We start from the raw sequence: 17,445 nt of genomic DNA, 5'->3' as shown, positions 1-17,445 counted from the left end.
TTAGAAACGGTAATTCCACTAAATCCACAATCTTGCTAAATGGCGGTTATGCCTTCGGTTTTTTTATTTACTCCAATTTTCACGTTTCAATTTTCGGTTTCTTCTAATTTAATTTAATATCAAAAACTTCTTTAATAATATAAAAAATAAAAGCTATGATAAAAACTTTTATGATTACCCACATTTCTTTAGATATTTTGGACGTAACACTTCTTTTTATTATGATATTCAGCCTTGGTAGACTATACCAATTATTAAAAAAACCAAAATAATCATAAACTAAAACTCTTCTATCTATGTCGTTTAAATCTTTAGCCCATTTTTCAACACCGATAATTTTTGCTTTTTTACCGTCTAGTGTTAAGGAATATTTAGCCCCTGTTTTTTCGGCTAAACCGCAAATAATTAACTTATCCATTGACTTCTTTTGGTCTTCTAAAAATGCTTTTTCGCTTTCAAAACAAGGTTTAGTGAACGTAAAATTAGATTCTGATAATTCATTAAATAAATCTCGTGTTGTCATTCTTTATCGTTTCGTTTTCGGTTCTGCTAAACTGAGGCATAACTTGTATATAACATCAAATATATACATCTTTTAAGGATTTTTTAAGGTAAACGCAGTTTTTTCTTACTAACTAAACGATTGAAGTGACTGATTATTATTTAAATGGCTCTTATTGAAAGTGAGATGAAAAGGGGAGTTGATTTTCTAGTGTATTTCTTCATCGTGAGGTTGCATGAGGGATGGAAGTGGAAATCCTTTTATGGAACGTAGTGTAATAAAAGATTGCAACGTACAGCCCGACCCTGCTGGAACGGAGTGGAAGCGGGGGCATGCCCAAAATAAGCATAAAAAAAACCGACTTGCAGGTGCAAATCGGTCGTGATGAATCTCATATAGGACTCTTTTTATTTTGCAGGTTGTTTTTCAAACATTTCCAATTCAAAAATTAAAGTGGCATTAGGAGGAATAACTCCACCAGCACCTCTTTCACCATAAGCTAAGTTAGAAGGGATGAAAAGCACTGCTTTATCACCATAAGACATTACACTTAATCCTTCAAGAAATCCAGGAATCATGCCGTCTTTTTTCCCGGCTTGAAACGGAAAAGCTTGGTATCCGTTTTGTGCCGCTCTATTGGCATCATATTTTCCGTATGCTTTGGCTACTTCTTCATAACTGCTGTCAAATAAAGTTCCATCTTCAAAATAACCGGCATAATGGAAGTAGAATGTACTGCCATCAACTGGTTTTACTCCTGTCCCTTTTTGTATGATTTTATAAGTCAAACCAGATGGAGTAGTGGTAGCAGTTGCTTTGGCAGCAGCAAGGTAGGCTACTTTAGCCGCAATTACGCCTGCATACTTTTCATTAGTTGCTTTTACTTTTTCGGCTTCAATTAAAGCTTGTTTTTTAGCGTCCTCTGCTTTGTTTTCATAGTAGTTAGCAAATACTTTTGATGCATCAAAATATTTAGCACCAGCTCCTTTTCGTGTAATAGTCACTTTAGTAATTACATCCTCTTGAGCAATACTATTAACAATATCCATTCCTTGAGTTACATGACCAAAAATGGTGTGCTTGCCATTTAACCAGGGTGTGTCTTTGTGCGTTATGAAAAATTGACTCGAATTTGTTGCTGGACCAGAATTAGCCATGGCTAAAACACCGCCTTTGTCAAACTTTAAATCGGTAAATTCATCTTTGAACGCATATCCAGTTCCACCGGCACCACTTCCAGTTGGGTCTCCAGTTTGAATCATGAAATTACTAATTACTCTATGGAATTTTAAACCGTCAAAAAATGGTTTTCCCTTTAATTTTTCATCAGTTACAAAAGCATTTTTTCCTTCCGCAAGTGAAATGAAATTAGCCACTGTAATGGGCGCTTTTTGGTATTCTAGTTGCAGGGTAATATCTCCCTTATTTGTTGCAATCGTTGCAAAAATTCCTTCAATAGCAACGGGTGCTTTAACAACTGCTTTTGTTGTAGATACAGCTGTTTTTTTTGTAGTAACGGCTTTTTTTGTGTTTTGAGCTTGGGTATTTAATACTCCAAAAAACACTAAAATTAAAAGTTTAAATTTCATCTTGTTTTAAATTATGGTCTAACTTTTTTTCGGTCTTATTTATTATTTTGCACTAGGATCTAATAACTCTATTTCAAAAACAATATTTGCATTGGGAGGAATAACATCTCCTGCACCACCTGCGCCATAAGCTAAATGCGAGGGTATGAATAAAATTGCTTTATCACCCAAAGATAATTTTTCTAATCCTTCAATAAAGCCCGGAATCATGCCATCTTTTTTTCCTGCTTGAAAAGGAATAGGTTGATATCCGCCTTGATTGGCCCTGTTTTGATCGTATTTTCCAAAAGTTTGTGCTACATTTTCAATACTACTATCAAAAAGTTGGCCATCTTCTAGGAAACCTGCATAATGAATGTATAACGTTGACCCTTTTTCTGGTTTTTTACCACCGGCTTTCTTAGTGATTACATATTTAAGACCACTTGAAGTTTTAGTCGCTTTACTCTTTAAAGCATTGAAATATTTTACTTTATCTTCTCGAACATCTTTGTATTTTTCATCGTATGCTTTTTTGTTTTGAGCATCGATTTCCATTTTTTTCTTTTGGTTTTCTGACTCAACAGAAAAATAGTTGAAAAATGTTTTTACAGCATTAAACTTTTTTGCTGCTTCACCATTTCTAATGATGGTTACACTTTTTATAAAATCATTTTGCTCAATTTTATTAACCACTTCCATTCCGTTTTCGACTACATGACCAAAAATGGTGTGTTTTCCGTCTAACCATGGAGTGGCAACATGAGTGATGAAAAACTGACTGCTATTTGTTGCTGGACCATTATTAGCCATGGCCATAATACCTGCTTTGTCAAAACGCAAATCGTTAAATTCGTCTTTGAATTTATAACCACCGTCTCCTGATCCTGTTCCTAGTGGATCTCCAGTTTGGATCATAAAATCTTTAATCACTCTGTGGAATTTTAAACCATTAAAAAAAGGTTTTCCTTTAAGATTATCATTGGTAACAAAGTCATTTTTTCCTTCGGCCAAAGTCACAAAGTTGGCCACTGTAATAGGCGCTTGCTTGTAATCTAAGGCTAGAATGATTGTTCCTTTACTTGTTTCTATTTTGGCATATAAGCCATCAGGAAGATTACTGTTTTCATCTTTACAGGATGTCAAGGTAGCAAGTACAAGTAATACAAATAGGATGCTTTTTTTCATATTGATATTAATTAACGAATTATTTTAAGGTATCTTTTATTTGAGTTATCGTCTTTTTTACGGCGGATTGAGACCTTGGAGTGGTGTCTTTATTTACCTTTTTTAAAGTATTGTCAGTAGATAATGTCTCTAATTCTGCTTGTTTTTTATAAGTTGATTCTGGTCTAAAATCACGTAGGGTTACAGTGCAAAGTAAAGGCTGATTGATCCCAATTTTTTTATTGTCTCCATGATACCCAAAACCCATATGAGAAGGGAAAAGAAAGTTTACTTTTTCATTTCTATGCATTAGTTTAATCCCATCTCTTAATCCCATCATGATATCTTCTTTGTCGATATGATAAACCTGAGGTCTTAATTCTAGTTGAGAGTAAATAATAGTGCCGTCAAGGTCTTTTACTTCATAATCAAAGTAAGCAATATCTCCTTTTTTTGGACTGATTGTATCAATGTCATTTTTTATTTCATAAGAATACCAATACCCTTTTGATGAAGAAAAATATTCAACAGTTGGTTTGCTTTTCATTAGTGTCTTGATTTGATCTTCTTCAGTCGCTACTAGTTTTTTATTTCTAGCTACTGATTTTTTCATGAAAGTCCCAGACGTATGTGAAATAGGTCTTCTGGCTTCTTGATGCTGTTTACAGCTGGAAATTAGTCCAGATAAAAAGAGTGTAATTACAATTAAATAGGTATATTTCATATTGGACTATATCGTTAATTTTGTTACTAAATCTTCAAATTTACGGACTGTTTCACTCATTGAAACGTCTGATTTTCCTCCTGCAGCATTACGATGACCACCTCCATTAAAGTGTTCTCTGGCGAATTCATTCACATCAAAATCCCCTTGGGAACGGAAAGATATTTTGATGATTTTTTCTTCTTTATTTTCAATAAAAATAGCCGTAAATACAACTCCTTTAATACTTAATCCGTAGTTTACAATACCTTCCGTATCTCCTTTTACATGTTCAAAAGTGTTTAATTCTTCCTGAGTAAGCGTCGTGTAGGTAGTATGGTGTTCTGTCAATACTTTCATGTTTTGAAGTGCTCTTCCTAATAATTGTAAACGACTGTACGAGCTGTTTTCAAAAAGTAAATTTGGTATTTTGGTGTTTTCAACGCCTAAATCGATTAGATCAGCTACAATTCGGTGGGTATTTCCGGTAGTTCCAGGAAATCTAAATGAACCAGAGTCGGTTAGAATTCCAGTATAAATACAAGTTCCAATTGTTTTATCAATAGCTTCTTTTTTGGCTAAAAACCCAATGAAGTTGTATAACATTTCACAAGTAGATCCAAATGAAGTATCAGAATAAGTGACTGTAGCATAATCATCTGGTTTTTGATGATGGTCAATCATGATGAATGGTGCTTTCATCTCTGCTAGTACTTTTTCCATTTCTGATCCTACACGGTGTAATGCGTTGAAGTCCAATGTGAATATCAAATCGGCTTCTTCAAGTATTTTAGTGCAGTTTTCTTTGTCTTTTTCAAATATTTTAACGGTTTCAGACCCAGGAAGCCAAGCTAGAAAATCGGGAAATTCATTTGGTGCAATTACTACTGGTTGGTGATTATTTTTTAATAAAAAATGATACAAACCTAAAGTTGAACCCATAGCATCTCCGTCAGGACCTCTGTGTGGGATGATTGCTATCTTTTTTGGTGTTGCTAATAGTATTTGTACTGCTTGAATGTCTTGTGTTTTCATAGTTTGCGAAATTACATTTTTTTAATGTAAAGTTTTTAATCATTTGCAATTTAACATGCTTTTTAGATATTAGAAATTATCTAAATTTCTTCTTTTAAATTTTTCGTACAAATGATATTTGGGTCCTTTGACTATTTGAGAATGATAGATGCCTATAGGACCTGATGCGAAATAGGCTATAAAACAAGCAAGTCCAATGTATATACCGCTTTCTACTCCAAAAAGTTCCATACCCATAACGGTACAAGCTATTGGAGTGTGTGTTGCTCCCGAGAAAACAGCTACAAATCCCATTCCAGCCAAAAGTGCTATGGGTAGTGGTACAAAAAGGGATAAAGTGCTCCCTAATGTGGCACCTATAAAGAAAAGTGGGGTAACTTCACCGCCTTTGAATCCTGCCCCTAGAGTAAATCCTGTAAATAAAATTTTCAGTAAAAAGTCATAATATTCACTTGGTTTTGAAAAGGACTCAACAATAATAGGAACTCCTAAACCCAAGTATTTTGTTGTACTGATGAAATACATAGCCACCGCAAAAAGTAGTCCGCCTACAAAAGGACGTAGTGGTGGGTATGGTATTGTTTTCGAAAATAAATTTCCCCAAAAATGCGTGCTTCTGGAAAAAAGCATGGCTGCAAGTCCAAACAAAATACTTATTGGAATGATCCAAAGCAGTTTTTCAAACCCAAAGTCGGGAGTGATAGGAATAGAATAATGCGTATGTTTTACGTCCCATAATTCTACTGTAAAGTAAGCAAGGAAAGCCACTAGGAAAGACAAAACAATACTTTTGGATGTAATTTTACTAAAATATAATACTTCTAAAGCAAATATTGCACCTGCTAATGGTGTTCCAAAAACGGAGGCAAAACCTGCGCTAATTCCTAATATAATTAATGTTTTTCTTTCGGCTGGCTCGAGTTTAAAGATTTTGGTAAATTGGTCGGCAATAGAACCTCCCATTTGAACCGCCGTTCCTTCACGTCCTGCTGAACCACCAAAAAGATGGGTTACAATAGTTCCAAAAAGTACAAAAGGCGCCATTTTTAATGGAATGGTCTTTTTAGGTGTCTCGTATTCTTCTAGCAATAAATTATTGCCTCGCACCACTGATGCTCCATAATAATGATACAAAAGACCAATAAGTAAACCGCCGATTGGTAAAAGCCAAATAATCCAGCTATTTTGTTCTCTATATTGTGCTGCCCATTCTAAAGAAACTAATAGTAGAGCTGAGGCTGAACCAGAGAAAAAGCCTAGCAGGATACAAATGAGAATCCATTTGAGACCGAGCACAATTATTTTTTTAATTTTTTCTAAATTCATGCGTTTAAATAGAAAGATTGTAATGCTTTATTTTGCTAAAGTATTACAATCCTTTTAAATTATGCTGTTTTTAAGCAAGTACAGCAGTAAACTCTATTTCAACAAGGTATTCTGGAGCCACTAATTTGCTTATTTCGTAAAAACCTGTAGTTGGTTTTACATCTTTAAAAAAGGCTGCATGCGCCGTAGCAACCGCTTCAAATGTTGTGATGTCAGTGGTAAATATTCGAGTACGAATCACATCTTTCATACTTGCATTTAGGTCTTCTAAAACTTTTTCTACTCTTTCAAGAATATTGAATGTTTGTGCGTAAGCATCCGTTGCGGTTACTTTTTCACCATCTACAATAGCTACTGTACCTGAAACTTCAATAATGTTTCCAATGCGTACCGCACGACAGTAACCCATTTTATCTTCCCAAGGAGAGCCTGTTAATATGTTTTCTCTTTTCATTTTATTCGTTTTTTATTGTTGATTTCTACTCAATTTAAATTTTGGTATATTTTTTGCAATTTATAAAAATATAGTAAAGTAAAAAACACTGATTTTATATAAAATGTTCGTTTTTAATAAAATGTTTTTTTGCTTGAAAAAGTAATATTTATTAAAATTTATAGTTATAAATAGGAGTTTATAATTAGAGGTTGCCGATTTTATAAAGTGGTTTTAATTTAAAAAGAAATGATGAATAATAATAAAATTTTTTTGAATCAAATTTTTCTCTTTCTTTTCCTTTTAGGGATGGTTTTTAATGGATATTCACAGGAAGAATTTAGCACAAAGTTTAAAGCGATTCCACCTAAGGCTAAAGAACCGAAGGCTAAATCAATAGTCCCATCAATTCCGGGACCACCTAAAGTATTGCCTTATTTTGCTACTGCAATACCAGAAAATAATTTTAAAGTACCTAAAAGTAATGTTATTGTAGCTTCTGAAGCCTACAGAAGAAATCAAGATTTAGGCGTTTATAAAACGAGTTCTAAAACGGCAAGAGTACAATATCGTGATGGAGCTTATGTCGATGGGGATAGAATAAGGATTTATGTAAATTATAAGGTTATAGATTATGATGTCCTTTTGGATGGTAACTTTAAAGTATTTGATGTAAAACTTGAAAAAGGAACTAATAGAATCGATTTTGAGGCATTAAATGAAGGTTTTGCACCACCTAATACAGCCGAATTTCAAGTGTATGACGATAAAGGGAAGTTAATTTCGTCTAGCCAATGGAACATAGGTATTGGATATATGGCTACTATAATCATAAACAAAGAATAAGTACATTTTTTATATAAAAAATGGTTTTGAAAGCATTATTTAAGATTGATTAGGTTAAATTTTTTTTAATGTTCGCTCGAGGTTTTGTTTTCTAAATAGAAAGCTTGGTATATTTGTGGCATCTCGATATTTAGAGTAATTAAAACAAAGTGGTATAATATGAAGCAGGTATTACTGGCAATTATGATGTGTTTTGCAATAAACGGCTATTCTCAAATGGAGTTTAGTTCTAAGTTTAAGGCAATACCACCTTTGGATACAGGCATTAAAGCTAAAAAAGCTGCACCAGTAACAGTGGCTCCTCCAGATATTTTAGCACCTAATCTATTTAAAAAACCAGAATCCAAACTGCCTAGTACCAATTTTAAAATTGGTGATCCAGATCCCATTTCGATGACTAGAACTAATGATTTTGTAAATCCAGGTGATGAAGTAAGAGATAAATTGAATAAAAGTATTGATAAATCATTAGTCAATAATGGATTGAAAGAAGATACTTCTTATTTAAATGAAAAGGACTTAAGTTTTGGAATTATTCGTACGAAATCTAAAAACTTAGTGATTCGAGTAAGAGATTATGGCGCTATTGATGGCGATTTAATAAAAGCCACTATTATACAAAATTATAAGAGTACGGTTCTAGCCAATAATTTATACTTAGAAGGCAATTTAAAAGATATTAAAATCGAACTTCAAGAGGGATTGAATTATCTAGAGTTGGAAGCCTTGAATCGTGGAGCCTTAGGTGGGAATACGGGCGCTTTTTATATTTATGACAACGACGGAAACTTGTTATTGTCTGACTTGTGGAATAATTTTGATACAGGAGTCAAGTCTAAATTTACATTTATAAAAGAATAAGAGTCGGTCTTTGTCCTTTTTAAATTAAAAAGGATCAGCTGTTACTTGGAATTTCATATCTGCTTTAACTGTTATATCTGTAGTTAAAGATTCTTTAATGACAGCTTCAGTTCTTAATTTATAGCTGGATGCCTTGATATATTTATCTAATTTTTCAGAAGTTGGTGTTAGCATTATTGTGTTTGTGGTAGCGTTGACATTATCTAAATAAGCTAATTCTACTTCATCATTTGCATCTGTTGAAATATAGATGTGTATTGATTTTAAAAAGCTAAATGTTTTATTGGTTGGATCCGTTATACTTAGTTTCAATTCTTTTAACTTAACGTCTTTTACTAAGTTAGCTTTCGTGTTATTATTATCAAATTGGGCACTTGAGTTGGTCGGAACATCTGGTGTAACGATGCCGCTTGCCACATTAAGTGGGAAATTACTAGCGATTTTAAACTCAGTTTGGTTTGAAACTGTAAAAGTGAGTAGGTTGTCAATTACACTGCATGAAAAAACAACTAAAGATAATAGGGCGATAACGGTATATGATTTTATTTTCATCTTCTTTTTAAATTTGGGTCACATACTCAAAGTGTATTTTGAATAAATAGGTTGAATGTATGATTGGCAAATATACTATATTAAATACAGAAAGTTCTTTAATGAAGCAGGAGCGTTTTTTGTGTTTAAATACTTTTTGATCGTGCTTTTCATTAGTAGTTCTAAAATTACTATTTCGGCTTGTAAATAGTGCAATAAAGTTTGTTGTAAAAAAAAAATAAATATTTTTCAAATTTCAATTTTTCAATTCCGAATATAAAAAGTATTTTTGCGCATGCAACACAACGTACTTATTTTAGATTTCGGATCGCAATATACTCAACTTATTGCGCGTAGAGTTCGCGAATTAAATATATTCTGCGAAATTTTCCCATACAATCATTTTCCGAGTGATTTATCAAGTTATAAAGCCGTAATTCTAGGTGGAAGCCCCTTTTCTGTTCGTTCAGAAGACGCTCCACATCCTGATTTATCTCAAATCAGAGGGAAATTACCCATGTTAGCCGTTTGTTACGGTGCCCAATATTTAGCACACTTTAGTGGTGGCGAAGTAGCAGCATCAAATACAAGAGAATATGGTAGAGCTAATTTATCTTATATAAAAGAAGAAGAAATTTTCTTTGAAGGAGTTGACCTTAACAGTCAGGTTTGGATGAGTCATAGCGACAGTATTAAAAGATTACCTACTAATGGAGTGAAGCTTGCTAGTACACATGATGTGGAATTTGCAGCGTACAAGATTGAAGGTGAAACTACTTACGCAATACAGTATCACCCTGAGGTTTTTCATTCTACTGATGGATCAAAAATGTTAGAGAATTTCTTGGTTAAAATAGCTGATGTTCCTCAAAATTTCACACCAAATGCTTTTGTAGAGGAAATGGTTGCAGAATTGAAAGAGAAATTACAAGATGACAAAGTAGTCCTTGGACTTTCTGGAGGAGTAGATTCAACTGTAGCAGCTGTTTTATTACATCAAGCTATTGGTAAAAACCTATACTGTATTTTTGTAAATAACGGATTGCTTCGCAAAAATGAATTCCAAAGCGTATTAGATCAATACAAAGGAATGGGATTGAATGTGAAAGGAGTTGATTCGGGTGATCGTTTCTTGTCAGAATTGGCAGGAGTAAGTGATCCAGAAACCAAACGTAAAATTATCGGAAGGGTTTTTATCGAAGTTTTTGATGATGAGTCACATCTTATTGAAGACGTAAAATGGTTAGCACAAGGAACAATTTATCCGGATGTAATTGAATCAGTTTCGGTAAAAGGACCTTCAGCTACCATTAAATCGCATCATAATGTAGGTGGATTGCCTGACTATATGAAATTGAAAATTGTAGAGCCGCTTCGTATGCTTTTTAAAGATGAAGTGCGTAGAGTAGGTGCATCATTAGGAATTGATCCTGAATTATTAGGAAGACATCCTTTTCCAGGACCAGGATTGTCCATTCGTATTTTAGGAGATATCACTCCTGAAAAAGTACAAATTTTACAAGATGTTGATAAAGTCTTCATTGACGGACTAAAATCTTGGGGATTATACGATAAAGTTTGGCAAGCAGGAGCTATTTTGCTTCCTGTGAATAGTGTAGGTGTAATGGGTGATGAGCGTACTTATGAAAAAGTAGTAGCGCTTCGCGCAGTAGAGTCTACAGATGGTATGACTGCTGACTGGGTACACTTGCCTTATGATTTCTTAATGAAAGTGTCAAATGATATTATTAATAAAGTAAAAGGGGTAAATAGAGTGGTATATGATATTAGCTCAAAGCCACCAGCAACTATAGAATGGGAATAAAATGTAGCGTTTTTGGTTTGTAAGAATCATTAATTTTACTATTATTATAAAGACGGTATCAGATTTTGGAATAAAATTTGATACCGTTTTCTTATCTTTGAAACAATAATTTTATAAATAAGAATAATGAAATATTTTTTAGCGATTTGTATTACTATTTTAATGTCTGTTAATTCTATTTCTTCCCAAGAAAAAGCAATTACACATAAAGTAGAAAAAGGAGAGACGATAAGCCAAATTGCACAAAAATATCAAGTGACTCCATTTGATATCTATCAACTAAATCCAGATGCACAAAGCGGATTAAAGCCAAACAGTGTTTTGCTAATTCCAAAAAAATCTGGAGCTAAAATAGTTGAGATTAAAAGTAATTCTATTAATTCTAATGTAAAAGGACCAACAGGTGTAACGCATGAAGTGACTCCTAAAGAAACTTTATATGGAATTGAAAAAAAATATGGTGTCTCTGACGAAGATTTAAAAAAGGCCAATCCTTTTGTTGAGAAAGAGGGTTTGCAAATAGGACAAGTGTTAACGATTCCTTCGAAAAATAGTGTGAAAAATTCGGTTGTCAATAAAGTGGCAACAGTAACTCAAGAGAAGTACGTGTATCATGATGTACTCGCAAAAGAAACTAAATACTCCATTGCTAAACAATATGGAATTTCAATTGCAGAATTAGAAAAACGCAATCCCGAAGTAGTATCTAATTTGCCAATTGGGTATCGATTAATAATTAAAGGGACTGCTCCAAAAGTAATGGAGCAAGCGGATTTAAAAAAGGAAACAAAGGAAGTTAAAAAAGAAATTGTAAAGCAAATTCCAATAGCAACTTCGACGGAGGTTAAGTACTCCACTTATGAAGTACAGCCTAAAGAAACACTTTATAGCTTATCTAAAACTTATGGGATGAGTCAGGAAGAGTTTGTTGCTCTTAATCCGGAACTGAAAAATGGAGTTGAAATTGGGATGATTTTAAAAGTTCCAGTTAAAACTTCTCTTGTAAATGAAGAAAGAAAAGAATATGCAGCGTTAACCAAAAATAATAATTTAGGTTACCGTAAAAGAATGGTTTTATTATTACCATTTAATATTCCTTTAATTGAAAGTGATACGATCAATTCTAATGCATCTCGTTTGAAGAAGGATAAGTTTTTGAATATGACTTTGGACTTTTATGCAGGCGCATTGATGGCAATTGATTCTGCTAAAACATTAGGACTTCCTTTAGATATCGAGATATACGATTCGCAGGAAACTAAAAATAGCTCAAATGTAGCTTCAATTATCAAAAAGAACAATCTTGAAACGGCCAATGCAATTATTGGTCCTTTTTATCAAAGTAATGCTGAAATTGCTGCTCAGTTATTGAGTGTAAATAACATTCCAGTGATTTCTCCACTTTCAAAAGATGTTGGAAACCCGTATACTAATTTATATCAAACAATTCCAACTAGTGAAGTGATAAAAAACACCATGTTTGATTATATGAGAGCGCATAATGGAAATATTATGGCGGTTGTTGATAAGAAAAAGGAATCCATAGTTCAATATATCAAAGAATACCAAAAAGACGTTCCATTTGTTGCTTTCAAAGAAAATGGAAGCGTGTCTGCAGAAAGTTTGAAAAGCATGCTACAGAAAGGAAAGATGAATTATGTAGTTATGGAAACTGGAAATACATGGATGATAAAAACGACTATCGCAGCAATGGTAGGTTCTATGTCTGATTATCAGGTTCAATTGGTAATATTAGAGCCTAATGAAACGTTGGATACAGATGAAATTAAGTTTGCCAATTTGATTAAGTTGAAACTAATGTATCCATCAGTGACTCGAGATGATGAGACTCCAGGTGGTATTGTTTTTGAAAAAGAATTTAAAAAAATAAATTCCATTTATCCTAGTGATTATGCTACTCGTGGATTTGATGTGACTTTTGATACGATGATGCGATTGGTTCAAAATAAAACTTTTGAGGAAACGGTAAATTCAGCAGCAACTAAACAAATTGAGAATAAGTTTGAGTATTATAAAAAAGAGGATGGTGGTTATACCAACAAAGGTGTTTTCATAATGTACTACGATTCCGATTTAACAATAAAAGAAGCAAACTAATGACATCAAAAGTAACCTATTTGGGTGATTTAAGGACAGTATCAATTCATTTGCAATCTGGAAGTGAAATTGTTTCGGACGCACCTATAGATAATAATGGAAAAGGAGAAGCTTTTTCGCCAACAGACACAGTAGCTAATGCGTTGGCAAGTTGCATGATGACTGTGATGGGTATAAAAGCGCGTGATTTGAATGTCGATTTGACAGGATCTACTGCAGAAGTAACTAAAATTATGAATGCCGAACCAAGAAGAATTGGAGCAATCGAAATAATTTTTCATATGAATGTCGATGCGGATCAAAAAAACAAAACTATTTTAGAAAGAACGGCGATGACATGTCCTGTTTTTCTAAGTTTGAATGTTGAAATAGAGAAGCGAATTACTTTTAACTGGAAATAAAAAGAAATGTAAAGTGGGAGTTAAGATGCACGAGGTTTAGCGCTTTTGGCATCTTAACTTTTGCTTTTTTTTCTAAGTTTAAAAAATGGATAAAAATCAAGAACAACTGATTAAGCTCGCTCATACTAAAATGCCTTTTGGTAAATATGAAGGAAGATATCTGATAAATTTACCAGAATATTATGTGGTTTGGTATCATAATAAAGGATTTCCAAAAGGAGAATTAGGAGAGCAATTAAAACTAATTTACGAGATAAAATTGAATGGGTTAGAAGAATTGATACTAAATATTAAAAAAAGATATCCAAAACAGCGTTAATTTCTTAAATTAATGCTGTTTTTATTTTTAAATAACGACGTTAAACAATTGTCAATTTTCCAAATTATCTCATTTCTAAATTAGTATTTTCTCAATATATAATCGTATTTTTGCCAAGTTTTTTACACAACTACAATACAAACAACAACATAATGAATCAAACAAAATATATTTTTGTTACAGGAGGTGTGACTTCTTCCTTAGGAAAAGGAATTATTGCAGCATCTTTAGCAAAACTGTTACAAGCAAGAGGATATAGGACAACTATTCAAAAGTTTGATCCTTACTTAAATGTTGACCCAGGAACACTAAATCCTTATGAACATGGGGAGTGTTATGTAACGGATGATGGAGCAGAAACAGATTTGGATTTAGGTCATTATGAGCGTTTTTTAAATGTTCCTACTTCTCAGGCGAATAATGTCACTACGGGAAGAATTTATCTTTCGGTTATTGAAAAAGAAAGAAGAGGAGAATTTCTTGGTAAAACAGTACAAGTAGTTCCTCATATTACCAATGAAATTAAAGATAGAATGCAATTACTTGGTAAAACAGGTGATTTTGATATAGTTATCACTGAAATTGGTGGTACTGTTGGAGATATTGAATCCTTACCATATATTGAGTCTGTTCGTCAGTTAGTTTGGGATATGGGAGAGCATAATGCTATTGTTATTCATTTAACTTTGGTGCCTTATTTAGCTGCTGCTGGGGAATTGAAAACAAAACCTACACAGCATTCCGTAAAAACATTGATGGAAAGCGGAATAAAAGCGGATATTTTAGTTTGTAGAACGGAGCATGAAATTTCGGATGAAATTCGTAATAAATTGGCTTTGTTTTGTAATGTAAAAAGAGAAGCAGTTATTCAATCAATTGATGCTTCTACTATTTATGAAGTTCCTAATTTAATGCTAGAAGAAGGACTTGATGTTGTAGCCTTAAAAAAATTAGATTTGCCTAAAAAAGCAGCTCCAGACTTGAAAAACTGGAATACTTTTTTACGTAGAATAAAAAATCCAAAACATACTGTAAATATTGGTTTGATTGGGAAATATGTAGAAATGCAAGATTGTTACAAATCAATTTTGGAAGCTTTTATTCATTCAGGTGCTGCCAATGAAACTAAAGTGAACGTTATTTCTATCCATTCGGAATATATAGATGCTTCAAATGTAAATGAAAAATTCAAAGACCTTGATGCTATATTAGTTGCTCCAGGATTTGGGGAAAGAGGAATTGAAGGTAAAATAGCTGCAGTTCAATATGCACGTGAAAATAAAATGCCTTTCTTCGGGATTTGTTTAGGAATGCAAATGGCAGTAATCGAATATTCAAGAAATATTTTAGGTTATGCTGATGCAAATTCAACAGAGATGAATGAACAAACCACACATCCTGTGGTGAATTTAATGGAAGAGCAGAAAAATGTTACTGACAAAGGAGGGACAATGCGTCTTGGAGCTTGGAAATGTGATATTAAGCCTAATACTTTGGCACATAAAATCTATGGTCAAACTACAATATCAGAACGTCACCGTCACCGTTACGAATACAATAGTGCGTATGTAAATGTTTTGCATGAGGCAGGATTAAAAGCTTCTGGAGTGAATCCAGATACAGGTTTGGTAGAAATTATAGAATTAGAAGATCATCCTTTTTTTATTGGAGTACAGTACCATCCAGAATATAAAAGTACGGTAGCTAACCCACATCCACTTTTTGTGAATTTTGTGGCAGCGGCTGTAAAAGCAAGTAAAAAATAATATTCAACAACCAGTTTGATTGTTGTATCAATAATTAAACACAAGAATACTAATTCTAATTGTTGCGAGTTGCTATAAGCACTCAAAACATTAAACTTTGAACAAAAATTATAATGGAAGAAAAAAAATTTGATCCTAATTCGATAATTGGTTTTATATTGATATTTGGGATATTAATATGGATAATGTATAACAATCAGCCATCTGAAAAAGATATTGCGGCAGAAAAAGCCAAAAAAGAGTTGGTTGTAAAAGAAGCTAAATCCAAAGAAGATGCTTCAAAAACGATTACAGTTCCAGCAACTGTGGCGGTTGGAGATACACTACAAATGGCTCAATTGCAAAAGTCATTAGGGAATTTTGCTTATTCTGCAGCACTTCCTTCAGCTAAAGAAGCTTATACAACTATCGAAAATAAATTAGTAATACTAAAAATTGCTAATAAGGGTGGATATATTGTTGAAGCAACCTTAAAGAATTTTGAAAAATTTAAAAAAGGTTCTGGAGAATTGGTGAAGTTGATTAAAGACAATAATGCCAATTTAAATATTCAGTTGTTTACAAGTGATAATCATACTTTAAATACTAAGGATTTATATTTTGAACCAACTTTGACAAAAAATGGGGAAGACCAAATTTTGACAATGCGTTTGAAATCAGCTGACGACCAATATTTAGAATATAAATATGTTTTGAAAGCCGATAATTATATGTTGGATTTTGATATTCAATCTCAAGGATTGAGTAAAGTATTGAATACATCAAAACCATTAAATTTAGAGTGGGATTTAAAAGGGTATACTAATGAAAAAAGTATAACTACTGAAAACCGTTATTCTGAGATGTACTATGAGCATGAAGATGGTAAGAGTAATTATATGGGTTCTGGTAAAGATAAAACAGAAACTGTTGAAGGTGTTTCTTATATCGCCTACAAACAACATTTCTTTTCTTCTATTTTATTGACTAGTACTCCTTTTGAAAAAGCGGAATTGTATTCTAATAATTTGGTTGGTGGTGATAATGTTGATACAACTTACACCAAACAATTTAAAGCAACTGTTCCATTGGCTTTTAAAAATGGAGAAATTGACCAGAAAATGAATTGGTACTATGGTCCAACAGATTATAAATTGTTGAAATCGTACGATCGTAATTTAGAAGATATTGTTGCATTAGGTTGGGGTATTTTCGGTTGGATCAACCGTCATGCTTTTATACCAATGTTTGGTTTCTTGACTTTGTTCTTACAACAAGGTTGGGCGATTGTATTGTTTACAATATTAGTCAAACTGGTAATGTCTCCTATAACCTATAAATCATTTTTGTCACAAGCAAAAATGAAAGTATTGAGACCGGAAATTGCTGAATTGGGGGAGAAATTTAAAAAAGACCCAATGAAAAAACAGCAAGAAACAATGAAGTTGTATAATAAAGCAGGCGTAAACCCAATGGCCGGTTGTGTACCAGGTTTATTGCAAATGCCAGTATTCTATGCATTGTTTCAGTTTTTCCCTTCGGCAATCAGTTTAAGACAAAAAGGGTTCCTTTGGGCAGATGATTTATCGTCTTATGACTCTGTTTATGAATTACCGTTTCATATTCCAGCTTATGGGAATCATATTAGTTTGTTTCCAATATTAGCTTCTATTGCTATTTTCTTTTATATGAAAATGACAACTGGAGATCAACAAATGGCAGCTCCTCAACAAGAAGGGATGCCAGATATGGCAAAAATGATGAAAGTGATGATTTATATTTCACCATTAATGATGTTGCTTTTCTTCAATAATTATGCAGCTGGACTGAGTTTGTACTATTTTATATCTAACTCTATTACAATTGGAATTATGCTTGTGATTAAGAATTATATCATTGATAGCGATAAAATTCACGCTCAAATTCAAGAAAACAAATTGAAAGAGCCCAAAAAACAAGGTAAGTTTCAAAGAAAACTGCAAGAAGTTATGGCACAACAAGAAGCTATTAAAGCAGAACAAAAAAAGAAATAATTTAAGTTTAAAAAAATCTCGTTAATTCGGGA

Annotated in this window: 16 protein-coding genes; 8 read left to right on the top strand and 8 right to left on the bottom strand. The window is 33.0% G+C overall.

All coding sequences use genetic code 11. The features are described from left to right. Positions 1-103: 103 nt before the first annotated feature. The 7 genes from AB3G34_RS09915 to AB3G34_RS09885 form a co-directional block, all read right to left on the bottom strand. The gene (locus tag AB3G34_RS09915; protein WP_369752340.1) at positions 104-523 is read right to left on the bottom strand and encodes a hypothetical protein; all 420 of its coding nucleotides are present in this window, start codon (positions 521-523) and stop codon (positions 104-106) included. A gap of 386 nt (positions 524-909) precedes the next feature. Further along, on the bottom strand, positions 910-2,091 hold the full coding sequence (locus AB3G34_RS09910) for a peptidylprolyl isomerase (protein ID WP_369752339.1): 1,182 nt from the start codon (positions 2,089-2,091) through the stop codon (positions 910-912). 42 nt (positions 2,092-2,133) lie between these two features. Further along, positions 2,134-3,258, bottom strand: coding sequence for a peptidylprolyl isomerase (locus tag AB3G34_RS09905; protein WP_369752338.1), 1,125 nt, complete (start codon positions 3,256-3,258; stop codon positions 2,134-2,136). Between the two features lie 19 nt (positions 3,259-3,277). After that, on the bottom strand, positions 3,278-3,961 hold the full coding sequence (gene gldI / locus AB3G34_RS09900; protein WP_369752336.1) for a gliding motility-associated peptidyl-prolyl isomerase GldI: 684 nt from the start codon (positions 3,959-3,961) through the stop codon (positions 3,278-3,280). 6 nt (positions 3,962-3,967) lie between these two features. Next, positions 3,968-4,975 (bottom strand): bifunctional oligoribonuclease/PAP phosphatase NrnA, encoded by a 1,008-nt coding sequence (locus AB3G34_RS09895; RefSeq protein ID WP_367771358.1) that lies wholly within the window; start codon positions 4,973-4,975, stop codon positions 3,968-3,970. Between the two features lie 69 nt (positions 4,976-5,044). After that, positions 5,045-6,301, bottom strand: a complete 1,257-nt coding sequence (locus tag AB3G34_RS09890) for a voltage-gated chloride channel family protein (protein ID WP_369752335.1) — start codon at positions 6,299-6,301, stop codon at positions 5,045-5,047. Positions 6,302-6,371: 70 nt separating this feature from the next. Continuing rightward, the gene (locus AB3G34_RS09885) at positions 6,372-6,755 is read right to left on the bottom strand and encodes a RidA family protein (protein ID WP_367754510.1); all 384 of its coding nucleotides are present in this window, start codon (positions 6,753-6,755) and stop codon (positions 6,372-6,374) included. A 228-nt stretch (positions 6,756-6,983) separates the two neighbouring features. On the opposite strand from AB3G34_RS09885, the gene AB3G34_RS09880 reads away from it, so the two are divergent. Both AB3G34_RS09880 and AB3G34_RS09875 read left to right on the top strand, forming a co-directional pair. Beyond that, on the top strand, positions 6,984-7,580 hold the full coding sequence (locus tag AB3G34_RS09880; RefSeq protein WP_369752333.1) for a hypothetical protein: 597 nt from the start codon (positions 6,984-6,986) through the stop codon (positions 7,578-7,580). A gap of 159 nt (positions 7,581-7,739) precedes the next feature. Next, on the top strand, positions 7,740-8,441 hold the full coding sequence (locus AB3G34_RS09875) for a hypothetical protein (protein ID WP_367771350.1): 702 nt from the start codon (positions 7,740-7,742) through the stop codon (positions 8,439-8,441). A gap of 24 nt (positions 8,442-8,465) precedes the next feature. Here the strand turns inward: AB3G34_RS09875 and AB3G34_RS09870 are convergent, their stop codons facing one another. Continuing rightward, positions 8,466-8,993, bottom strand: a complete 528-nt coding sequence (locus tag AB3G34_RS09870; protein ID WP_367771348.1) for a hypothetical protein — start codon at positions 8,991-8,993, stop codon at positions 8,466-8,468. Between the two features lie 274 nt (positions 8,994-9,267). Here AB3G34_RS09870 and guaA point away from each other — a divergent pair, with 274 nt between their 5' ends. From guaA to yidC, 6 genes are all read left to right on the top strand, one after another. Next, on the top strand, positions 9,268-10,797 hold the full coding sequence (gene guaA / locus AB3G34_RS09865) for a glutamine-hydrolyzing GMP synthase (protein WP_369752332.1): 1,530 nt from the start codon (positions 9,268-9,270) through the stop codon (positions 10,795-10,797). A gap of 126 nt (positions 10,798-10,923) precedes the next feature. Next, positions 10,924-12,915, top strand: a complete 1,992-nt coding sequence (locus AB3G34_RS09860) for a LysM peptidoglycan-binding domain-containing protein (protein WP_369752331.1) — start codon at positions 10,924-10,926, stop codon at positions 12,913-12,915. Then, positions 12,915-13,316, top strand: a complete 402-nt coding sequence (locus AB3G34_RS09855; protein ID WP_367771342.1) for an OsmC family protein — start codon at positions 12,915-12,917, stop codon at positions 13,314-13,316. The genes AB3G34_RS09860 and AB3G34_RS09855 overlap by 1 nt, the downstream gene beginning before the upstream one ends. Positions 13,317-13,401: 85 nt before the next feature. Continuing rightward, entirely contained in the window at positions 13,402-13,635 is a 234-nt protein-coding gene (locus AB3G34_RS09850) for a DUF3820 family protein (RefSeq protein ID WP_367754496.1), read from the top strand. 152 nt (positions 13,636-13,787) lie between these two features. Further along, positions 13,788-15,401, top strand: a complete 1,614-nt coding sequence (locus tag AB3G34_RS09845) for a CTP synthase (RefSeq protein WP_367754494.1) — start codon at positions 13,788-13,790, stop codon at positions 15,399-15,401. A 113-nt stretch (positions 15,402-15,514) separates the two neighbouring features. Further along, positions 15,515-17,413, top strand: coding sequence for a membrane protein insertase YidC (yidC, locus tag AB3G34_RS09840; RefSeq protein ID WP_367754492.1), 1,899 nt, complete (start codon positions 15,515-15,517; stop codon positions 17,411-17,413). The last annotated feature ends 32 nt before the right edge of the window (positions 17,414-17,445 follow it).

The organism is Flavobacterium sp. WC2409 (assembly GCF_041200085.1).
In the GTDB taxonomy this organism is placed as follows: domain Bacteria; phylum Bacteroidota; class Bacteroidia; order Flavobacteriales; family Flavobacteriaceae; genus Flavobacterium.
The sequence above is the reverse complement of the archived record's forward strand: the minus strand, read 5'-3'. Positions and strand labels throughout refer to the sequence as shown.

Coding starts and splice junctions, on each gene's coding strand:
- AB3G34_RS09915 (WP_369752340.1), bottom strand. CDS start 523: ATGACAACACGAGATTTATTTAATGAATTATCAGAATCTAATTTTACG.
- AB3G34_RS09910 (WP_369752339.1), bottom strand. CDS start 2,091: ATGAAATTTAAACTTTTAATTTTAGTGTTTTTTGGAGTATTAAATACC.
- AB3G34_RS09905 (WP_369752338.1), bottom strand. CDS start 3,258: ATGAAAAAAAGCATCCTATTTGTATTACTTGTACTTGCTACCTTGACA.
- gldI (WP_369752336.1), bottom strand. CDS start 3,961: ATGAAATATACCTATTTAATTGTAATTACACTCTTTTTATCTGGACTA.
- AB3G34_RS09895 (WP_367771358.1), bottom strand. CDS start 4,975: ATGAAAACACAAGACATTCAAGCAGTACAAATACTATTAGCAACACCA.
- AB3G34_RS09890 (WP_369752335.1), bottom strand. CDS start 6,301: ATGAATTTAGAAAAAATTAAAAAAATAATTGTGCTCGGTCTCAAATGG.
- AB3G34_RS09885 (WP_367754510.1), bottom strand. CDS start 6,755: ATGAAAAGAGAAAACATATTAACAGGCTCTCCTTGGGAAGATAAAATG.
- AB3G34_RS09880 (WP_369752333.1), top strand. CDS start 6,984: ATGATGAATAATAATAAAATTTTTTTGAATCAAATTTTTCTCTTTCTT.
- AB3G34_RS09875 (WP_367771350.1), top strand. CDS start 7,740: ATGAAGCAGGTATTACTGGCAATTATGATGTGTTTTGCAATAAACGGC.
- AB3G34_RS09870 (WP_367771348.1), bottom strand. CDS start 8,993: ATGAAAATAAAATCATATACCGTTATCGCCCTATTATCTTTAGTTGTT.
- guaA (WP_369752332.1), top strand. CDS start 9,268: ATGCAACACAACGTACTTATTTTAGATTTCGGATCGCAATATACTCAA.
- AB3G34_RS09860 (WP_369752331.1), top strand. CDS start 10,924: ATGAAATATTTTTTAGCGATTTGTATTACTATTTTAATGTCTGTTAAT.
- AB3G34_RS09855 (WP_367771342.1), top strand. CDS start 12,915: ATGACATCAAAAGTAACCTATTTGGGTGATTTAAGGACAGTATCAATT.
- AB3G34_RS09850 (WP_367754496.1), top strand. CDS start 13,402: ATGGATAAAAATCAAGAACAACTGATTAAGCTCGCTCATACTAAAATG.
- AB3G34_RS09845 (WP_367754494.1), top strand. CDS start 13,788: ATGAATCAAACAAAATATATTTTTGTTACAGGAGGTGTGACTTCTTCC.
- yidC (WP_367754492.1), top strand. CDS start 15,515: ATGGAAGAAAAAAAATTTGATCCTAATTCGATAATTGGTTTTATATTG.